21 protein-coding genes are annotated in these 17714 nt (G+C 47.9%); 4 read left to right on the top strand and 17 right to left on the bottom strand.

The features are described 5' to 3' along the window. Positions 1-28 precede the first annotated feature (28 nt). Positions 29-2191 carry a 1,3-beta-galactosyl-N-acetylhexosamine phosphorylase gene (gene gnpA / locus HMPREF0980_RS14150; RefSeq protein ID WP_049729757.1) on the top strand — a complete coding sequence of 721 codons (2163 nt, stop codon included), beginning with the start codon at positions 29-31 and terminating at the stop codon, positions 2189-2191. Between the two features lie 283 nt (positions 2192-2474). Here the strand turns inward: gnpA and HMPREF0980_RS14145 are convergent, their stop codons facing one another. The 8 genes from HMPREF0980_RS14145 to HMPREF0980_RS14110 all read right to left on the bottom strand — a co-directional run bounded on the left by HMPREF0980_RS14145 (position 2475) and on the right by HMPREF0980_RS14110 (position 7459). Further along, positions 2475-3095, bottom strand: coding sequence for a cytidylate kinase-like family protein (locus HMPREF0980_RS14145; RefSeq protein WP_049729756.1), 621 nt, complete (start codon positions 3093-3095; stop codon positions 2475-2477). 152 nt (positions 3096-3247) lie between these two features. Further along, on the bottom strand, positions 3248-3895 hold the full coding sequence (locus HMPREF0980_RS14140; RefSeq protein WP_242847412.1) for an ATP-binding protein: 648 nt from the start codon (positions 3893-3895) through the stop codon (positions 3248-3250). A 78-nt stretch (positions 3896-3973) separates the two neighbouring features. Beyond that, complete coding sequence (rpsR, locus tag HMPREF0980_RS14135) at positions 3974-4240, bottom strand: 30S ribosomal protein S18 (RefSeq protein ID WP_006444751.1); 267 nt, start codon at positions 4238-4240, stop codon at positions 3974-3976. Between the two features lie 42 nt (positions 4241-4282). After that, positions 4283-4726, bottom strand: coding sequence for a single-stranded DNA-binding protein (locus HMPREF0980_RS14130; RefSeq protein WP_049729755.1), 444 nt, complete (start codon positions 4724-4726; stop codon positions 4283-4285). Positions 4727-4747: 21 nt separating this feature from the next. Then, positions 4748-5035, bottom strand: a complete 288-nt coding sequence (gene rpsF / locus HMPREF0980_RS14125; RefSeq protein WP_049729754.1) for a 30S ribosomal protein S6 — start codon at positions 5033-5035, stop codon at positions 4748-4750. 129 nt (positions 5036-5164) lie between these two features. Next, positions 5165-5353, bottom strand: coding sequence for a DUF951 domain-containing protein (locus HMPREF0980_RS14120; protein ID WP_049729753.1), 189 nt, complete (start codon positions 5351-5353; stop codon positions 5165-5167). Between the two features lie 2 nt (positions 5354-5355). Next, positions 5356-6156 (bottom strand): class B sortase, encoded by an 801-nt coding sequence (gene srtB, locus HMPREF0980_RS14115; RefSeq protein WP_049729752.1) that lies wholly within the window; start codon positions 6154-6156, stop codon positions 5356-5358. Positions 6157-6175: 19 nt separating this feature from the next. Further along, positions 6176-7459, bottom strand: a complete 1284-nt coding sequence (locus HMPREF0980_RS14110) for an L-cysteine desulfidase family protein (protein ID WP_049729751.1) — start codon at positions 7457-7459, stop codon at positions 6176-6178. Between the two features lie 158 nt (positions 7460-7617). On the opposite strand from HMPREF0980_RS14110, the gene HMPREF0980_RS14105 reads away from it, so the two are divergent. After that, a complete protein-coding gene (locus HMPREF0980_RS14105) occupies positions 7618-7989 on the top strand; it encodes a hypothetical protein (RefSeq protein ID WP_147629839.1) in 372 nt (123 codons plus the stop codon). Positions 7990-8072: 83 nt separating this feature from the next. Here HMPREF0980_RS14105 and HMPREF0980_RS14100 read toward each other — a convergent pair whose 3' ends face one another. From HMPREF0980_RS14100 to HMPREF0980_RS14065, 8 genes are all read right to left on the bottom strand, one after another. After that, positions 8073-8675 (bottom strand): YesL family protein, encoded by a 603-nt coding sequence (locus tag HMPREF0980_RS14100; protein ID WP_242847411.1) that lies wholly within the window; start codon positions 8673-8675, stop codon positions 8073-8075. Positions 8676-8686: 11 nt separating this feature from the next. Next, positions 8687-9667 (bottom strand): sugar isomerase, encoded by a 981-nt coding sequence (locus HMPREF0980_RS14095; RefSeq protein ID WP_049729748.1) that lies wholly within the window; start codon positions 9665-9667, stop codon positions 8687-8689. Between the two features lie 19 nt (positions 9668-9686). Continuing rightward, positions 9687-10520: a sugar phosphate isomerase/epimerase family protein gene (locus HMPREF0980_RS14090; protein WP_049729747.1), complete on the bottom strand. Its 834-nt coding sequence runs from the start codon at positions 10518-10520 to the stop codon at positions 9687-9689. A 7-nt stretch (positions 10521-10527) separates the two neighbouring features. Next, the gene (locus HMPREF0980_RS14085) at positions 10528-11349 is read right to left on the bottom strand and encodes a carbohydrate ABC transporter permease (protein WP_049729746.1); all 822 of its coding nucleotides are present in this window, start codon (positions 11347-11349) and stop codon (positions 10528-10530) included. A 10-nt stretch (positions 11350-11359) separates the two neighbouring features. After that, positions 11360-12241 carry a carbohydrate ABC transporter permease gene (locus tag HMPREF0980_RS14080; RefSeq protein ID WP_049729745.1) on the bottom strand — a complete coding sequence of 294 codons (882 nt, stop codon included), beginning with the start codon at positions 12239-12241 and terminating at the stop codon, positions 11360-11362. Positions 12242-12296: 55 nt separating this feature from the next. Continuing rightward, positions 12297-13592, bottom strand: coding sequence for an ABC transporter substrate-binding protein (locus HMPREF0980_RS14075; RefSeq protein WP_049729744.1), 1296 nt, complete (start codon positions 13590-13592; stop codon positions 12297-12299). Positions 13593-13623: 31 nt separating this feature from the next. Then, positions 13624-14511, bottom strand: a complete 888-nt coding sequence (locus HMPREF0980_RS14070) for a PfkB family carbohydrate kinase (protein ID WP_049729743.1) — start codon at positions 14509-14511, stop codon at positions 13624-13626. Positions 14512-14708: 197 nt separating this feature from the next. Continuing rightward, positions 14709-15437 (bottom strand): GntR family transcriptional regulator, encoded by a 729-nt coding sequence (locus HMPREF0980_RS14065; protein ID WP_049729742.1) that lies wholly within the window; start codon positions 15435-15437, stop codon positions 14709-14711. A 209-nt stretch (positions 15438-15646) separates the two neighbouring features. Between HMPREF0980_RS14065 and HMPREF0980_RS14060 the strand changes: the two genes are divergently transcribed. Next, positions 15647-16051, top strand: a complete 405-nt coding sequence (locus HMPREF0980_RS14060) for a zinc ribbon domain-containing protein (RefSeq protein ID WP_049729741.1) — start codon at positions 15647-15649, stop codon at positions 16049-16051. Positions 16052-16077: 26 nt separating this feature from the next. Continuing rightward, a complete protein-coding gene (bilS, locus tag HMPREF0980_RS14055) occupies positions 16078-16605 on the top strand; it encodes a flavodoxin family protein BilS (RefSeq protein WP_049729740.1) in 528 nt (175 codons plus the stop codon). A 49-nt stretch (positions 16606-16654) separates the two neighbouring features. Here the strand turns inward: bilS and HMPREF0980_RS14050 are convergent, their stop codons facing one another. Next, positions 16655-17635 (bottom strand): LacI family DNA-binding transcriptional regulator, encoded by a 981-nt coding sequence (locus HMPREF0980_RS14050; RefSeq protein WP_049729739.1) that lies wholly within the window; start codon positions 17633-17635, stop codon positions 16655-16657. Positions 17636-17714 lie beyond the last annotated feature (79 nt).

The following is a 17714-nucleotide window of genomic DNA, read 5'->3' as shown; positions in this document are numbered from 1 at the left end:
TGCACGCGTTGAATCAGGGAGGTTAACTATGTCTAAAACAAAAGGAAGAGTCACGCTGCCGAGCGAATCCGATTTTTTAAAAGAAACCCAGGAGATGCTTGACCGCTGGGGCGCGGATGCACTGCGTGACAGCGATGGCACGAAGCTGGATGATGAAATCAAATCTTTAGATGCAAAAATATATACGACGTACTTTGTTGCAAGAGGCCATAATGCATTCGCCGAAGAACATATGGACGAATGCCAGCAGATGCTGCTCATGTCCAGGCACAATCTTGCCGTCGATACGACCGTCACCATCGATTTCCTGGACGGCTATTACCGTGAACAGGTACAGGCCGACTACGTACATGATCCAAAAAAGTGGTGGGAAGTCATCGACCGTACGACCGGGGAAGTGGTTCCGGCCAGCCACTGGTCTGTCGATACCGAAAAGGATCTTGTAACGGTTGAGCAAGCCGTCCCATTCCACGAATATACCGTGTCCTTCTTCGTATATGCAGTTTGGGATCCGACACAGATGTACAATCATATTACCAACAACTGGGGGGACAAGCCTCACGATATACCGTTTGACGTCCGTCAGCCGGCCTCCGGAACGTTCGCAAAAGACTACCTGAAGCAATGGCTTCTAGATAATCCGGACACAGATGTGGTCAGGTTCACGACCTTCTTCTACCACTTTACGCTCGTATTCAATTCGGATGCCCGGGAAAAGTTTGTAGACTGGTTTGGTTACGGAGCCACCGTCTCCATCCGCGCTCTGGAAGAATTCGAGCAGGAATATGGCTATGCGCTCCGCCCGGAGGATATCGTAGACAATGGATATTACAACACGACATTCCGTGTTCCCTCTAAAGCATACCGGGATTACATGGCATTTATCCAGAAGTTCGTGGCCAAAAAAGCGAAAGAGCTCGTAGACCTGGTGCACGATGCCGGGAGAGAAGCCATGATGTTCCTCGGGGATAACTGGATTGGCACAGAACCATACGGCCCGCACTTTAAAAGCATCGGGCTCGACGCGGTAGTCGGCAGCGTGGGCGGAGGAGCCACCCTGCGCCTCATCTCCGATATCCCTGGAGTAAAGTATACGGAGGGTCGTTTCCTTCCCTACTTCTTCCCGGACACCTTCTACGAGGGGAACGACCCGTGCATCGAGGCAATCGACAACTGGCTCAGTGCTAGAAGGGCGCTTATGAGAAATCCGGTAGACAGAATCGGCTACGGGGGGTATCTGAGCCTGGCTTACAAATTCCCGAAATTTGTAGACTACATCGAAAAGGTTACGGACGAATTCCGTCTGATATACGACAATGTAAAAGGAAAGAAGCCTTACTGCGGCCTCAAGGTCGCCATCCTCAACTCCTGGGGGCACTTACGGTCCTGGCAGTCTTATATGGTGGCCCACGCACTCTGGTACAAGCAGACCTACTCCTACTTCGGTATCCTGGAATCATTGAGCGGCGCTGCGGTGGACGTCGTATTCATGAGCTTTGACGACATCCGCAGCAACGGCATTCCGGAGGATATCGATGTCATCCTCAACGCCGGCGATGCCGGAACCGCGTTCTCAGGCGGGGAGGAATGGCTGGATACGCAGCTTCTCACCACCATACGCCGGTGGATACATGCAGGCGGCGGGTTCGTCGGTGTGGGCGAGCCGTCTGCGGTCCACCACGGCGGCCGCTTCTTCCAGCTTGCGGATGCACTCGGCGTGGACAAGGAGCTTGGCTTCACCCTTTCTACGGACAAATATTATAAAGATGCGCTTGATACACACTTTATCACAGAGGACCGGTCCGCCGCCTTCGACTTTGGAGAAAGCAAGCATGATATCTACGCCCTCTCTGCCAGAACGGAGATTATCGAATACTCTGACAACGAAGTGCATCTTGCCTCCAATACGTACGGAAAAGGCCGCGGCGTATACATCGCGGGACTTCCGTACAGCTATGAGAACACCCGGCTCCTGATGCGGGCTCTATACTACGCCGCCCATAAAGAAGACCAATTCCTAAGATGGTACGCCGACAACCTGAACTGCGAGGTCAACGCCTACCCCGAGAGCGGAAAATACGCAATCCTCAACAACTCCAATGAAGTGCAGACGACAGCCTTCTACGACGGAGAAGGCAACCGCGAGACCATAACACTACAGCCATGCGAGATTCTCTGGCGGTCAAAGTAGCAAACATGCCTGCCATTATCCACCAATAATTCTATCCATTGGAACAGTGCAGGGAATCCTGCAGATTTGGAAAATTTGAGCTTTGAGGTGTATCAGACAGCGGGAAGATGTGGGATGGTTCCTGGCTGTTGGAGGGAGCTTTGCCAAGATGTTAACAAAAAGAGCGCGGCGAACACAGACCAAAAACCGGAACTCAAGTCCGGTTTTTGAGATGGCTGAGACGGGAAAGCATTCAGCTTTCCTGTCGAATCCATCTGGAGTCTGCGTTTTCCGCGTTCTTGCATTACCTTCTGGCGCGGAACATGGCGGCCAGTACATCAACGATATCATCTATCCCGAGCCTGCTCACGTTGAACAGCATCTGGTGTGATTCTATGCTGCCCCAAGCACGGCCTGTGTGGGCTTCATAGTAAAGCTTTCTCTCTTTATCCGTTTTTTTCATCTTTTCCTGCGCCTGTTTTTCACTCAGGTTGTATATCTTCATGACGCGGCGCACCCTGTCATCTTTTTCCGCATAGATAAATGCATTGATGACGTTAAAATCATATTCCAGAATGTAATCCGCACACCTCCCTACCATGATGCACGGGCTTCTCTGCGCCAATTTCCTGATGATGTCCGACTGCGTCTGGTATACCTGGTCGCTCAAAGGTTCTGTCGCCTCTCCGTCCACGAAAGAAGTGTACTCACCCATATTCACCACATATGCCGACAGGAACTTTCCGAGGATCGTCTCATCAACCGTCTCTGCCGTCTCGTGGCTGATGCCCAGTTCCTTCGCCGCCATCTGAATCAGGTTCCGGTCATAGAGCGGTATGTCCAGGCGCTCTGCCAGCCGGTTGCCAATCTCGTGTCCGCCGCTTCCAAACTGTCTCCCTATCGTGATAATCGTGTTCTTCTTCATATTAACCATCTCCTCGCCTTCTGCCCGACTCTGGTTCCCTTGATTATATGATTATTATAACTCTTTTTCAGACAGTTGTGTACTTATACTTTCAGAATTTGCACGATATATACCGTCAACTCTAATCTACCTTAACCGTTTTCGCGTCTAAATCAGATTACAGGGGATGAAGCAGTTTTTATCGTCAATGGGTATAACTTCCTCGCACATGCAGAGTATGCCGCCGCATCGCGGCGGCCAGGGTTGGCGGACTTCTTGATCTCCAGCGGGTGTATCAGATTGTTTTCCTCTACAAAAACGTCGATCTCCTTGGCGTTGGAATCGCGGTAATAGGTCAGGTTGGCCTTTGCCTTTGCATAGGTATAGTATTTCAACAGCTCCATCACCACATAGTTTTCAAAGTAATGTCCGTTGACCGCGCCGTTCATTAAGGTGTCCCGCGTAAGCCACATGGAGAGATAGGCGCAAAGGCCAGTATCGCAGAAATACAGCTTTGGCGTTTTGGTGAGCCGCTTCAATTCGTTGTTGGAAAACGGCTGTAAAAGGTAGATAATCCCCAGCCCTTGCAGCACCCGCACCCACTCCTTTGCTGTAGGCTGTGCGATATCGGCGGCTTCGGCCTGCGTCTTATAATTAACCTGCTCGGCCACCAGGGCTGTGCAGGCGTTCAAAAACTTGCGGAAGCGCACTGCATCTGTGATGCCGCCCGCCTCCGCGACATCGCGCATCAAGTAAGTGTCCACATAGGAATTGTAGTATTCCTGCCGCTGCTCTGCGTCGGCATCAAGCACCTGTGGCATAACCTTTTGACACCCTAATCCTATGATACCAAAAACCGCCGCTGCAAAGCAGCGGCGGTCATATATCTTCTGTTCGGATTACTCCTGGACATATGGCATGATAGCGATATGTCTTGCTCTCTTGATTGCAACAGTCAGAGCTCTCTGATGCTTCGCACAGTTTCCTGTGATTCTTCTTGGAAGAATTTTGCCTCTCTCAGAGATATATTTTCTCAACTTTGCTACATCTTTGTAATCTATCTCGTTATTCTCTTTACCACAGAATACACATACTTTCTTTCTTCTGCGTCCGCCGCCTCTTCTTTTGAAGCCGCCTTCCGGACGATTTCCTTTATCGTAAGCCATAGCTGTTCTCCTTTCTGAAAATGAATATTCGATTGCTTTCGCTTAATTGAACGGTAATTCTTCATCTATTCCATCTGGAATATTCATGAAGCCGTCACCAGCGTCTGACACCGGTGCCGGTGCTGGGGCCGCCTGATGGAAACTTCCTGCATTGGCATCGCTTGCAGCCTTGCTCTCAGCAAATTCCTGCTCTTCAACGACAACCTCGGTCGTATATACTTTAACGCCGTCTTTATTCGTATAGCTTCCTGTCTGGATACGGCCGCTGATCGTAACCTTGAGCCCCTGACGGTAATACTTTTCCGTATGCTCCGCCTGTTTTCCGAAAGCAACACACGAAATGAAATCCGCAGTAGCCTCTCCGTCCCGCTTGAATCTGCGGTCGACAGCCAGCGTATATCTTGCAATGGCCAGAGGGTTATCCCCCTGTGAGTATCTGACTTCCGGATCTCTCGTTAAGCGTCCCATCAAAATTACTTTATTCATATTTATACCTCTTCTTCCTGCTTATGCCTCTTGTTTCACGCATAAATATCTGAGCACGTTGTCCATAATGCGGATTCTCTGTTCAATCTCGCCTGGAACTTCTGCTGCAGATTCGAAGTGGATGAAATAGTAATATGCTTCTTTCATCTTCTGAATCTCGTAAGCTAATCTTTTCTTACCCCATTCATCGACGTCTGTCACATTGCCACCGAAACGTTCTACTAACGCTTTTACCTTTTCGATAACCTGTGCTCTTTCGTCATCTTCGATTTTTGCATTGACAACAACAGCTAATTCATATTTGTTCATGTCGTCTTCGCACCTCCTTCTGGTCTTTTGGCCCCCGCTCATTGGTGGGAGCAAGGATATCCGCCGCCGTATGCGTACGGACATTTCATGTATCACGATTTAATATGATAGCATAAAATGATGCTTGTTTCAAGCTTTTTTCCTTAATTGCTTCGTATTTTTTTCTACTAGTTTACGGGCTATCATTATCTGATGCCCGCATCCGAGGCACTTCAGGCGAAAATCCGCACCTATCCGCAGAATCTCCCATTTTCTGCTTCCACACGGATGCTGCTTCTTCATCGTGACAATATCTCCGATTTCATAAGTATAATCCATCATCAATCCTCCAGTTTCACTTCCTTTTCTTTCACACCGCATACTATCATGCGGTTATCGTCGCTCTCCGCCGTACAGGTGGACAGCGTGACGATCGAATCGTCCCCTCCTACCTCTACGTTCGTGTTATAGAACGATGCTTCCTTCATACTTTTGACAACTTCTTCAAACTGCGCCTCTGAACCAAAAACTGTCGTATAAGCCTTGGACGTATCCCCCACTTTCGCGGCAGCAAAGATATGATACGTAATTTCCCTGCCATCCGGCGTATAGATATAAAAGTACGGATTCTTGCTGTAGAATTCCTTATCATCATAATCCCACAGATGCCGGAACATGGAACCGTCCTTCATCCTGTGTCCGTATATGATAGAATTTTTATCCGCAAAATCCTTACTGTTATCTACATTGAGGAAAATAGTTCCCAGCGTATTTTCGTTGGCGGAAAATGTCTTGTGCAGATATTCCTGGTTATCCTTTCCCTGTACTACCGGATAGTTTATGATAGAGGGTTCCGGATGGAAACGCAGCCAGCCCACCGTATCCGGATTCAATTTCAAAAGCTCGTCGAAATCCACCCGGAACTTATCTTTGTCATCGGTATCCTTCAGTGCCAGCTCTGCAATCTTCTCATACTCGCTCCGCCCATCCAGATAGCCTTTGGCAATCTTGATCAGCTGGAAGGCCGATACACAAAATACGACTACCGCGGCAGCCAGCACAATACTTGTAACAAGGCTGCTCTTTGCCTTCTTCTTTCTTCTCCCTCTGTGATGCTTTTTGTTCCTCGTGTCTGAACCCATGTACCGTTTCTCCTCTGTATTATTTATGCTCCATTATCTCTACTATCGTCTTCTCTGTCTCCACCATGCCGGGGGATGCAATCAATCCCATATTCCGCATCGTGTCTTCCGGCGTCTTGCCGTTAATACCATGGATGTTGTCGATGCATACATGTTCCATGGCCATATCCACAGCCCGGAACGCCGCATCTACGGCCACGATTCCCTTCATGGCACATCCCTGGTTCCCTCCGTCACAAATCATGCCCGTGAGCCCGCTCGCCATATTCTGGATGACCATCGTAATCTGCTCTTCAGAAGCATTTCTCATATATGCAAGCCCGCAAGCCATCCCTGTACCTGCGGCTATCCCACACCCGCAGAATGCCGACAGCTTCCCGGAATACTCTTTGATGTACATCGTAATCAGGTAGCTCAGTGCCGTCGCACGCAGCAGGATATCGTCGTCCACCACTTCATAATTCACTTCATAAAACGCAAACAGCGGCATGGTTGCGATAATTCCGTGCGCGCCGCTCCCGGTTATGCTCATAGCCGGCCGCGCCAGCCCAAGGACCCTCGCCTCGATCGCACCGTTGCAGAGAAGCTGCGCGGTCTTCCTCGCATCGTCGGAAATGATCCTGCTCTCATTCTCTTTCAGAAGCTGATGTACGATTTTCGTCTTGGGCGACTGTATCCCTTCTTCCAGAAGATCCATATTCATCGTAAACGCATCCCGAATAAAGCTGATTTCCTCTTCCTGTACAGCCCTGACATAATCCAATATCTCGTGAAGCGTATACTCGTGTATGGTTGGCATCTCCTGTGCAGATTCCTGTTCATCTGCCGCTTCTTCTCCGGCACTGAAAATGATGGCCCCATTTTTTTCTATGCATGTGATATCTGTATGGCCTCCACGGATATGGACCGTGCATTCATCTTGTCCCGCCGTGACCGATGCGTCAATCGTTATCTCTGAGCCGATATGGTCCAGAACCACCTCCACCCGGCCTTCCTTTACAAGCTCTGCCGCATGTGCGTCGTCTTCTTCCGTTATATGTTCCAGAGACTGCAGCCCTAGTGACGCATCTGCCGCCACCGCTCCAAGCGCTGCAGCGTACAGATTGCCGAAATGCCCGGAATTAGGGATGCCGCACGTAAATGCATTCTTGTACATGCCCGAGTTCAGCGCCACCCGTACTCGTCGGACCTCTCCTGCCGTGTGTTCCCTCGCCCTTGCAACCGCAAAGGCAATCGCTCCGGGTTCTGTTACCCCGAGTGCCGGCCTCATATCCTCTTTAATCAGTCTCGTAAGCTGCTGCATGCCTTTTCCCTCCTTGCTCCATATACCCGGCTGGCTTCCGTAGTTACGCTATGCTCCCATTATAGCATTCAAGCGGCAACTGCTCAATTATTTTATGAAATTACTTGCCAAAACCAGGTTAAAGCCATATGATGGCAAAAGGGGGGGGGATAAATTTTATGAAAAAGCATGTAACCATTTCTATACTTATGTTTTTATTGTTAATATCTCTGGCAATAAATATCTTCCAATATGTATCTTCCAGGGAATACTCCGATGATATTGTGGGGACGTACTGCACGGGCGATGGGAGAGATGAAGAAGATGAATACCTGACATTTACAAAGGATGGTTCTTATTGCCTGTACCGGCAATCAAAGATACTCGAAGAGGGAACTTATACAGAAGCCGGTGAGAATATCTTTACCTTAAATGACTCGGATACCAGCATCATATCAGCAGACCGTAAGATTTACCGGCCAGATGCCTCATTTGAAGTTATTTCATATGCAAAAATATCCGATACTCCTGTGCGTATCAATATACCGTAGTGAACATGGACAGTGAAAAAGCAGGGGAAAAAGGTCAGCCATTCTCTAATGGAATCAAGCATTATAGAATGGCTGACCTGATTTTATATGTATGGTTCTATCATCTTTCGGATAAAGATGGAATTCACATATGCAAGCAGAGCCACTCCGATTATGCCCCACACTGCCGCGCCCACCATAATCGTAGTATAGTTCAGGAAGGTAAGGGCAAGGCACGCGCCTGTCATGACGAGGACAGCCGCGGCGAACGGCAGCCGGGAGGCCGGAATCAGTATGGCATTCTTCAGCATATTTCCTGTCGAGTTTTCAAACTTTGCAATCAACGGAAATACGAATATGACTTCGATTGCATAAAAAAATGCAATGATATAGAACACCGCCAGCCCTGCCAGGGCGGGGCCTGATGCCCTCTGGAACATTACAATATCTGCCCCGAGCGCGGTGCCTGCCATAAGCAGTATGAGCCACATGGCTGTGCTCTGCCTGAAGCTTACACGGAAGGCTTTAAAAAAGTCTTTCATGATGTAGCCTTCCTCGCCTGCCACGATTTTCAGCATAACCGAATATAGAGCTGTCGTGGATGCCCCTATCGTTACAAGCGGGACAGAGCAGACGAGCCACAGCATATTCAAAACTATGAGGTCAAAAATACGGGTCAGGATTCTTATGATAATAGGATTGTCCAATGCAGATACCTCTAATACTGTACTTTCCACATATACCGGCGTGTCATATAGTCAATCTTAGCCGCTGCGGAAAGCTGCTTCATGTATGTGTTATTTAATATTGGAGAGAATAGCATATGGTTGAAATACTCCGCAACAGAATCTTTGAATCTGTTGATGCCTATCTCTTTCGCATCCAGAATATATACCTTATCCCCCCCGTATTCTTTTAAGAACTTGACGGCTCTTTCATCCGCTCTCCTCGTCCTCCCCTCCGAAACGAGAAGGAAAAACGACTCGTTCTTATCCAGCACTTCAAACGGACCGTGGAAGAATTCACAGCAGTTTATCGTAGGGGACTGAATCTGCAGCATCTCCATGATATTACATATCGAGAAGATATAGCCTGCGGCATAGGCGGGACCGCTTGCCATAACGGTGATCACATGCTCCTCTTTGTTCTTTCCGGCCCACTTTTCTGCGAGGGGCATGCAGTATGCCTTAGCGTCGTTATACACTTTATCGAGAATCTCATATGCCGCCATAGCGTCCGCATAATGCTCATATCCTTCCATGACATCCACGATGTCAATTGCTATCCGCATCCCGAGCGCTGCATTCGTCCTGCTCTGATCGGATTCATCAAACATGATGCTGTCATATCTGATATTGTAGTCGCACGTCTCTGTCAGAAGCGACTCCTGTACATACAGCCCGATTGTCGTCGCTCCCAAGTCTTTGGCCACCTGTGCCGCAACACATGTTTCCGGTGTCCCTCTCATAGAGGTTACGACAGCTACCGTATTCTCATCGACAAATCTCGGTGCCGCGTATACGAATTCATTGCTTGTGAACATCTGGGAACGGATGGTCTTTGACTCCCGATCCATAAAATACTGCGCCGGATAGTTGCCGCCGTTAGAACCCCCTGCTGCCAGCCATACGACACTTTTAATGCCTCCGTACTCCTCTTTATCTTTTGCAATTTTTTCAATAATCTCCCTGATTTCCATGACTTGTCTCCTTAACTGTTTATTTTGAAATATATTCTTTTAACCTTTTATAAGAGGTCTCCATCGCCTCATGCGGATGACGCATATACTTGTCGTTCAGTATCTCCAGGCTGAGGGGACCCTTATAACCCACATCGTCCAGCTTCTTTAGCATATCCTGTATATCCAGGCTGCCCTCCCCCAGTATCAGATGTCCATTGGGGATGCCGTCCGCCACATGTACATGTGCCAGATGGCCTTCCAGATCTGCAATCGCCTGCTCCATAGTCTCACCTGAAAATCCGAGCGTCGCTGTATCTATCATCCCTCTGACTGCAGAAGCGCCGGCATCACGAATCATGCGTACGACATCTTTTGAATTATGGGTCGTCGTATATTCTCTCGGCGCTGTCTCCAGTACCAGCTTCACGCCGTAGCTGCCCGCCATCTCTCCCAGTATCCCCAGCGACTCCGCAGACCTGTCCCAGACGGAGGATTCGTCCTCGTCCAGCATCCCATACCCCGCCAGCGTGACGATATACTCCGCCCCCATCTCCGCGCCGTACCGGATTGCTTTCTTAAATACGTCCATGCTCCTTTTCCTTGCATTGATATCACGTGCTGCGATGTTGACAGGATACAGGCACTGCTCCGGGGTAAAGCAGACTACATTCAGCTTGTTATGGGCCAGCTTCTTCGTTATCCTCTTCACATCCCAGTAATCCACATCATCAAGATGAAAGTGGGGATAACACGCATAGAATTCGACCGGCCCGGCCTCCATCCTTCTTAATGAATCTAATGCAAAATCTAAAGAATATTTATAATATGGATAATTCGATGTTAATATCTGAGACTCCTTCAAATGCTTCATTCCTCACTTATCCTTTCACGCTCCCCGCCGTCAGGCCGCGTACGAACTGCTTCTGCAGGAGCAGGAACGCTATGACCAGCGGAAGCGATGCTATCACCATGCTTGCGACGACGAGCGTCCAGTTCGTCGTCGTCATGCCCTGGAAATTCATAAGGCCCACCGGCACGGTCTTTTTATCCGTACTCTGCAGCATAATATTTGCAAACATCAATTCATTCCAGACTGCCCGGAAGCTGACGATAGCGCAGGATGCGATAATCGGCTTGCTCAGAGGCACGATAATCTTGCCAAATATCTGCCATGTCGTAGCGCCATCAATATAGGCCGACTCATCCAGGCTGTAGCTGATGCTTTTGTAGAACGTCATTATCAAAAACGCAGCAAATGGTATACGGAATGCCGCGTCTATCAATATGAGGCTCGTTCTTGTATCATAGAGCCCCGCAATCTTTACCATCTTAAATAAAGAGATGACCGATGACTGGGGCGCCAGCATGAGGCCGCCGAGTATGACATATATCCACAGCTTTTTGGATCTGAAATTGAGTCTTGCCAGCGGATATGCCGCAAGGCAGCTGACGAATGTAGACAATACGGTCGCACCCACTGTTATGATCACGCTATTAGAAAGGTAGATGCCTATCCCCTGGTTCCAGGCATCCACATAATTCTCCCACTTCCACTGTTCAGGCAGGGAAAAGGGCGACAGGAACAGTTCCTGGTTCGTTTTGAATCCCGTGATTATCATCCAGATGAGCGGCAGGATGATAATGAATGCAAATGCTATAAAGAGCGCATAAGCCGCCACATGTGAAACTGTCTTCTTCATATCTCCCCTCCTACTGCTGGTCGTCCAGGCGGTAGCCCTTCATCTGCGCCAGACCGATGATGAATGTTACAATGAAGATGAAAAATGCCAGTGCAGACGCATACCCCATCTGGTCGTTCCGAAATCCTGCCTTATACAGGTACGTTGCCAGCGTCTCTGTCGCATACCCGGGCCCTCCGTTTGTAGTTACGAATACTTCGTCATACTCTCTGATAGAACCTGTCACCGTTATAATCGTATTGATCAGTATCGTATCTTTGATTTCCGGCACTGTAATATAGAAAAACTTCTTCACTGCATTCGCGCCGTCGATATCCGCCGCTTCATAAAGTTCCCCTGGTATATTCTGTATCGCCACGATGAACAGGATTACCGTATATCCTATGTACTGCCACTGGGACATTGCCGCAATCGCATAGGTGGCGCTGCCTGCATTGCCGAGCAGATCTATCTTCGATGCGTCAGCCCCGGCCAGTTCAAGCAGTGGGTTCAGAACCCCGATTGACGGACTTACAATCATCTTGAACGCGATGCCGACTACCGTCACCATGAGAAGGGACGGGACAAAGTATATGGACCGGAAAAAGTTCTGCGTCCTCCTCATGAACTTGCACTCCAGCACATTTGCTATGATAAGAGAAATGCCAATCTGGAATACGACGGACGTCACCATAAATATCACGTTGTTCTTCAGCGCAACGTAGAACACCTCGTCCTTAAACATCTTGATATAATTAGCGAGGCCTACGAACTCATGCTTCGTGGTCATCGCGCCCCAGCTGAAGAAGCTCTCATACAGGTTGATGAAAATCGGAAGATACAATACGACGATTACGATGAAAAGCGCCGGGAAGAGATATAGCCCTACCGTCCTTTGATTCTTTTTTCTCACGACACTATCCTCCTCTTCAGGTAAGGGAGGGGCACGCCCGCTCCCCTGCCGCTTCTTACTTGTTCGATTCCGCGACCTCTTTTGCCGCTTTCTGCACATCTGCTATGATATCTTCCGCCGTCTTGCCGTCCAGCCCTTCCTGAAGGCTTGCCATATATGTATTGGCCACATTTCCGTCCACGCACTGGTCCAGCCATTCGGCAATAGCGGTGTAGTCTTCTGCGGTCTCATATGCGGCCGCAGTGACGGAATCCGAATTATCCTCCGTGATGCCGCCAATCAGTGCATTTGGAAGTCCGGTCTCTTTCGTCTGCTTCAGCGCCTGCTCTTTGGATGTCATAAATTTGAGAAATGCAACCGCTTCATCCGGATGTTTGCACTCCGCCGAGACAGCATAGTTCTCCGATCCCCCCGTCACGATGCTTGAAGCTTCATCACCTGACGCATCATTTGGAACCGGGATCTTAAAATATCCGTAACCATTTTCACCCATTGTGTCTGTATAAAAGGAGAACTGGCTCGTCGCATCCAGAATCATGCCATATCTTCCAGCCGCGAACTCTTCACGTACCTGATAGTAATCCTGTGAATTGACATTTGTCCCGAGGTACCCCTCATCGTTCAGGTCGAGAAATGTCTGTATGGATTCCGTATATCCCGGATCTGCAAATTGTCCGGATGCCGGATTATAATCACTCGTGCGTGTACCGGCATCTACATAATTTGCATTGAACTGTCCTACATACCACATTGTGTACCACTTGTCCGAATTGCCAAATGCAATCGGGGTGACATCATTTCCCTTTAGCTTCTCGCATACATCTATAAATTCGTCCCACGTCTCCGGCACGTCGAGATCATTGTCTGCAAATACCTGTCTGCTGTAGAGCATATATAGTACGGAACTTCTGTAAGGCACTGCATAATTTTTGCCGTCGTACACGCTGCTGTTTAAAAATGACGGGAGAAAGCTGTCTTTCCATTCCGGGTCGTCCTTCATATAGGGGGTAAGGTCGAGTATCCGCCCTGCACGCGAGAAGCGGTTCAGGCATTCTCCTCCCCATGCAAAGAATATATCCGGCAGACCGCCGCCTGCTGCCAGCACGCTTAGCTTCTCCTTTATAGCCTGGTCACTGATATTCTCGTACTCGATATCGACATCTGGATGGGCGTCTTCAAAATCTGCTATCGCCTGTTCAAAATATCCTTTATACTCTTCTTCTGGATGTTTGTCCAGAAACGTCAGCTTCATCTTGCCGCCATCCGTCTCTTTTTCCTTGCCGCCGCACCCGGCGATGAGCGATGCTGTCATAGCAATCATCAAAACAACTGTTAGAACCTTTTTCTTCATAATCCCTTTCCTTCCTTTCTGCAAGTGGCAATTAGATGTTAATAATCTCCGACAGGTTCTCCGGGTCGACGTCGTACCCCACACCTAACGAACCGTCTTTTACTACTACTTCGGCTGCAAATTCTGCCGCTTTTTTTAACGAAGCAGTTATCTTATCTTCAGCAGACAAAGGCTCGTCAGCCTCCGCTGATAAATAATTCGTAAGAAATGCGCTGATATAGGAATCTCCCGCACCCATTGTGTCAATAGGTTGCACCTTGATAATGTCCTGCGAATAGTACCTGGCGCCGTCATACGCGACAGCCGGTTCACTGCCTCTTGTCCCGACTGCAATCCGGGCTCCGAGCCGGACACATTCTTTCAGGATATCCCTCGTCTCCTTCTCCTTTACATGGCTGCATGAAAAGAAGCCATATTTTATAAACGGCGAGATGCTCTCTATATCTTCCCGCGTAAAGTTATCGTTAAAGTCGTAGCACACCGTGACACCTGCTCCGGCAAGCCTCCTGACCTTATCTGCACTCACTCTGGCCCCCCAGCTGATACAGGCGGCATCAAACGTCTTAATATACGCAATTTCCTCTTCCGTAAAAGTAAAGGGATAAAGGTCTGTCACACCTTGCCTGTTCCAGTCGCGGAAGATGCGGTCCCCATCCTTAAGATCCACAAGCGCATATCCGCTCGATCCTTTTTCATGGTGGGAATGGCTCGTATCTATCCCCGCGTCAGTCAATGTCTTCTCCAGAATATGTCCTGCAGCATCATCTGCGAAAATTCCCATAAACCCGGCCTCGGCTCCTTGCAGCGCTGCATTGTAAGCGACATTGTACTCATTCCCGCCTGGATACATCCGCTTCTGATATTGGTAGATATCCATTGTGGCGATTCCAATTCCTAAAATCCTCGGTTTTCTGTTCATACTGGCTCTCCGTTTAAAATGTATTAATACGTCTTATATAATACTATAATGACAACTGTCTTTTTTGTCAATAATATTCTCTTTCACATTGCTTTTTTGTGCATTTTTTATAAATTTTCATTACATTTTTAGTAAAAAAAACAGGCTCTTCATCAGAAAAGCCTGTTTACTCTCTCATTAACTTGTATCAAGTCATATTATACATACCATTTTAAAAACCGGTCGTTGTCTCCTCTTACAATATCTTTCACCGTATGTATCGGGTCGCCATTCATATCAAACACGCACACCTCGCACTCGATTACGGGCGTCCCCAATGACAGATTCAGATATTTAGCTATCTCATCGTCCGCATATATTATCCTCACACTTCTTCGCCCCTTGTTCGAAGGAACCATATGGTATTTATTTATTAGTATGTCATAGAACGACTTCGTCAAATCCTCCTCACGCATATCTATCAGGTCCGGCGACATATGGTTTTCCTCAATCGTAATCGGTACGCCATCCGCACTTCTGACTCGTTTCAGTACAAGAACTTCCCCGTTCGTATTGCCACCGAAGAATTCCCTGTCCAGATCTGTCTTAATATCTTCTATCCCAAATTGGATGACCTCAGACGTAAGGTTTATCCCCTGCATCCTGGCATCCTCCGTAAAGCTGGTCACCCCTATGGGCAGGCGGAGCATGTCGGAGTCTGCGACGAAGCTGCCTTTCCCCTGCACCTTTATAATGTACCCTTCAACCGTCAGTTCCTCCATGGCATTACGGACAGTGACCCGGCTCATATGATACTCTTTCTGCAGCTGCGCCTCCGACGGAATCTTGTCTCCCGGCTTCAGCATGCCTGTTCTGATCTCCTTTTTGATCTTATTCTTCAACTGCAGATATAACGGTGTTGCGTTCGTCTTTTCAATAACGCCCATTTATACATTCTCCTAACAACTTGTATTATAGCTCGTATTACATTTCCATCATATACCAATACGAAAGCAATTGCAATCTCAATTTGACTGTCAATATCTGTCATACGTGTTAATATGACTTTCTTTTTTATTTAATATTTTTTTAATGGGGAGTTTATTGACTTTACGTCCAGACGGCGTATGATGCTTAATTAAGAAGGTGATTTAATTTGAAAGAAAAGTTTATTCGTTTTATGTCCGGAAGATACGGCATTGATTCATTTGGTAAGTTTACTTTAGTTGCCGCAATAGTGGCACTCATACTGTCCGGCTGGTTTGACGGCCTTATGTTTACCGCCCTCACCGCACTTGCCTGGACCTGCGTTATCTACTCTTACTTCCGTATATTCTCCCGGAACGTCTATAAGAGAGCCGCAGAAAATCAGAAGTGGCTCAGCAAGACGTATAAGATACGCTGTTGGTTCTCCCGGCAGAAAAACTCGGCGTCCCAGCGCAAGGTGTACCATATCTACAAGTGCCCTTCTTGCAGGCAGAAGATACGGATACCGAAAGGAAAAGGCAAGATAGAGGTCCGATGCCCGAAATGCAGCACGACATTCATCAAGAACAGCTAAGATATTTTAAAGGAGGGGTGACTGATATGTTAGAATACCTCGTACTATATGAGAGCCGGTCCGGCAACACGAAGAAAATCGCAGCTGCCATATTTTCTAACCTGCCCGGCAACTCGAAAGATCTCATCGATATCACGACAGACAAGTCGATTCCGGAAGCGAACGTCTACTTTATCGGCTTCTGCGTGAACTGCGGCACGTGCAGTATGGAAGTGAGCGATTTTATAAACGGGCTTGGCGGAAAGAGGATTGCCTTATTTGGCACGTGCGGCATGGGCGACTCCCCTGATTATTATAAAGCGATAGAAAAAAGCGTCAATGCATGGATTGAAAATGATAACGACTACCTTGGCGCGTTCATCTGCCAGGGCAAAATGCCCCGGAAGGTACGGGAAAAATACGAATCCAGAAGAGTACCTGAGAATGAGGCACAGATGGATATGTATATCCGCAACTTCGACGAAGCATTGACACATCCGGACAGCCTGGATATCGAACACGCAAAGGTATTCACACAGAAATGCCTGAAGAAGCTGGAGGAAATGGACCATTGAAAAAAAGGCATATCTCAGCCGAGATAATGCCTTCTTTTTTTGCCAATTTTTAATAGGGACAGGCTATTTTTAATTTGTTGCATACGATAATTTCCTTCTGTGGCTGGTCAGGATGCTGTATTCTGCTGAGAATCTGCCGTCCGGCAGCGCTTCCCATATCTGTTTCATTTTGTATGATCAGCCCTATATCCGACTGGAACAGATAAGAAAGCTCTTTATGCTGATAGCCAAGTATCTCGGTATCGCCATACTGCTGTGCATGGTTGGCAACATAGCAGCAGGCGTCTACAGTCATCAGATTATTACCGATGACGAGAGCCGTACATTGATTATCCAGCAGCTCTCCCGTCAGATGATAGGCTTCATGGGTAAGGGAACTTGTTGTTTTTATCAATCCGTCATCTACAGTTATGCCATGCATCCTCAGAGTATCTTTATAGGCCTGCAGCCGCTCCTTTGCTGTACTCAGGCGGGGAACATCCCCGATATACCCGATTTGTCTGTGTCCGTTGCATATCAGCTGTTGGATGCCTTCCGCAATCGCGGAGGCATCCGACACGCTGACGATATCAAGTGGAGAATTCTCAAGACGTCTGTCGATGAGCACTACAGGAAAATTTTCTGGCAGGTATTCTTTGATTTCAGAATAATCCTGGACCGTAGATGCAAGTACAATGCCGTCCACCGTTCCAGATGTCAAATATTTAATCTGTGAAATCTCATTTTCTTTTGATTCTTTCGTGTTTGCAAGAATGAGCCTGTATGCGGATCTGCCGATTTCGTCCTCTAAAGATTCTATTATATTAGCAAAATAATTGTTTGAAATATCCGGAACTATAAAAGCAATTATATTTTTCTTTCCTGTCTTAAAGCTCTTTGCAGCCTGGTTCGGAGCGTAATTCAATTCTCTAATCGCAGCAATTACACGATCCCTCGTCTGACGGCTGATATTTTTCGTTCCATTCATCACATAAGAAACGGTGGCGATAGAGACACCTGCACGTTTTGCTACATCTTTGATAGTACTCAACCCATGCACCTCCAGTTAAACGTTTAGTTAAATTCATTCTAAATCCGGACGGTTTTATTGTCAATACTACGCAGCGCAA

This window comes from Dorea sp. D27, assembly GCF_001185345.1.
GTDB lineage: Bacteria > Bacillota > Clostridia > Lachnospirales > Lachnospiraceae > Extibacter.
Note: the sequence above shows the minus strand (reverse complement) of the source record. Positions and strands in the feature narration are given on the sequence as shown.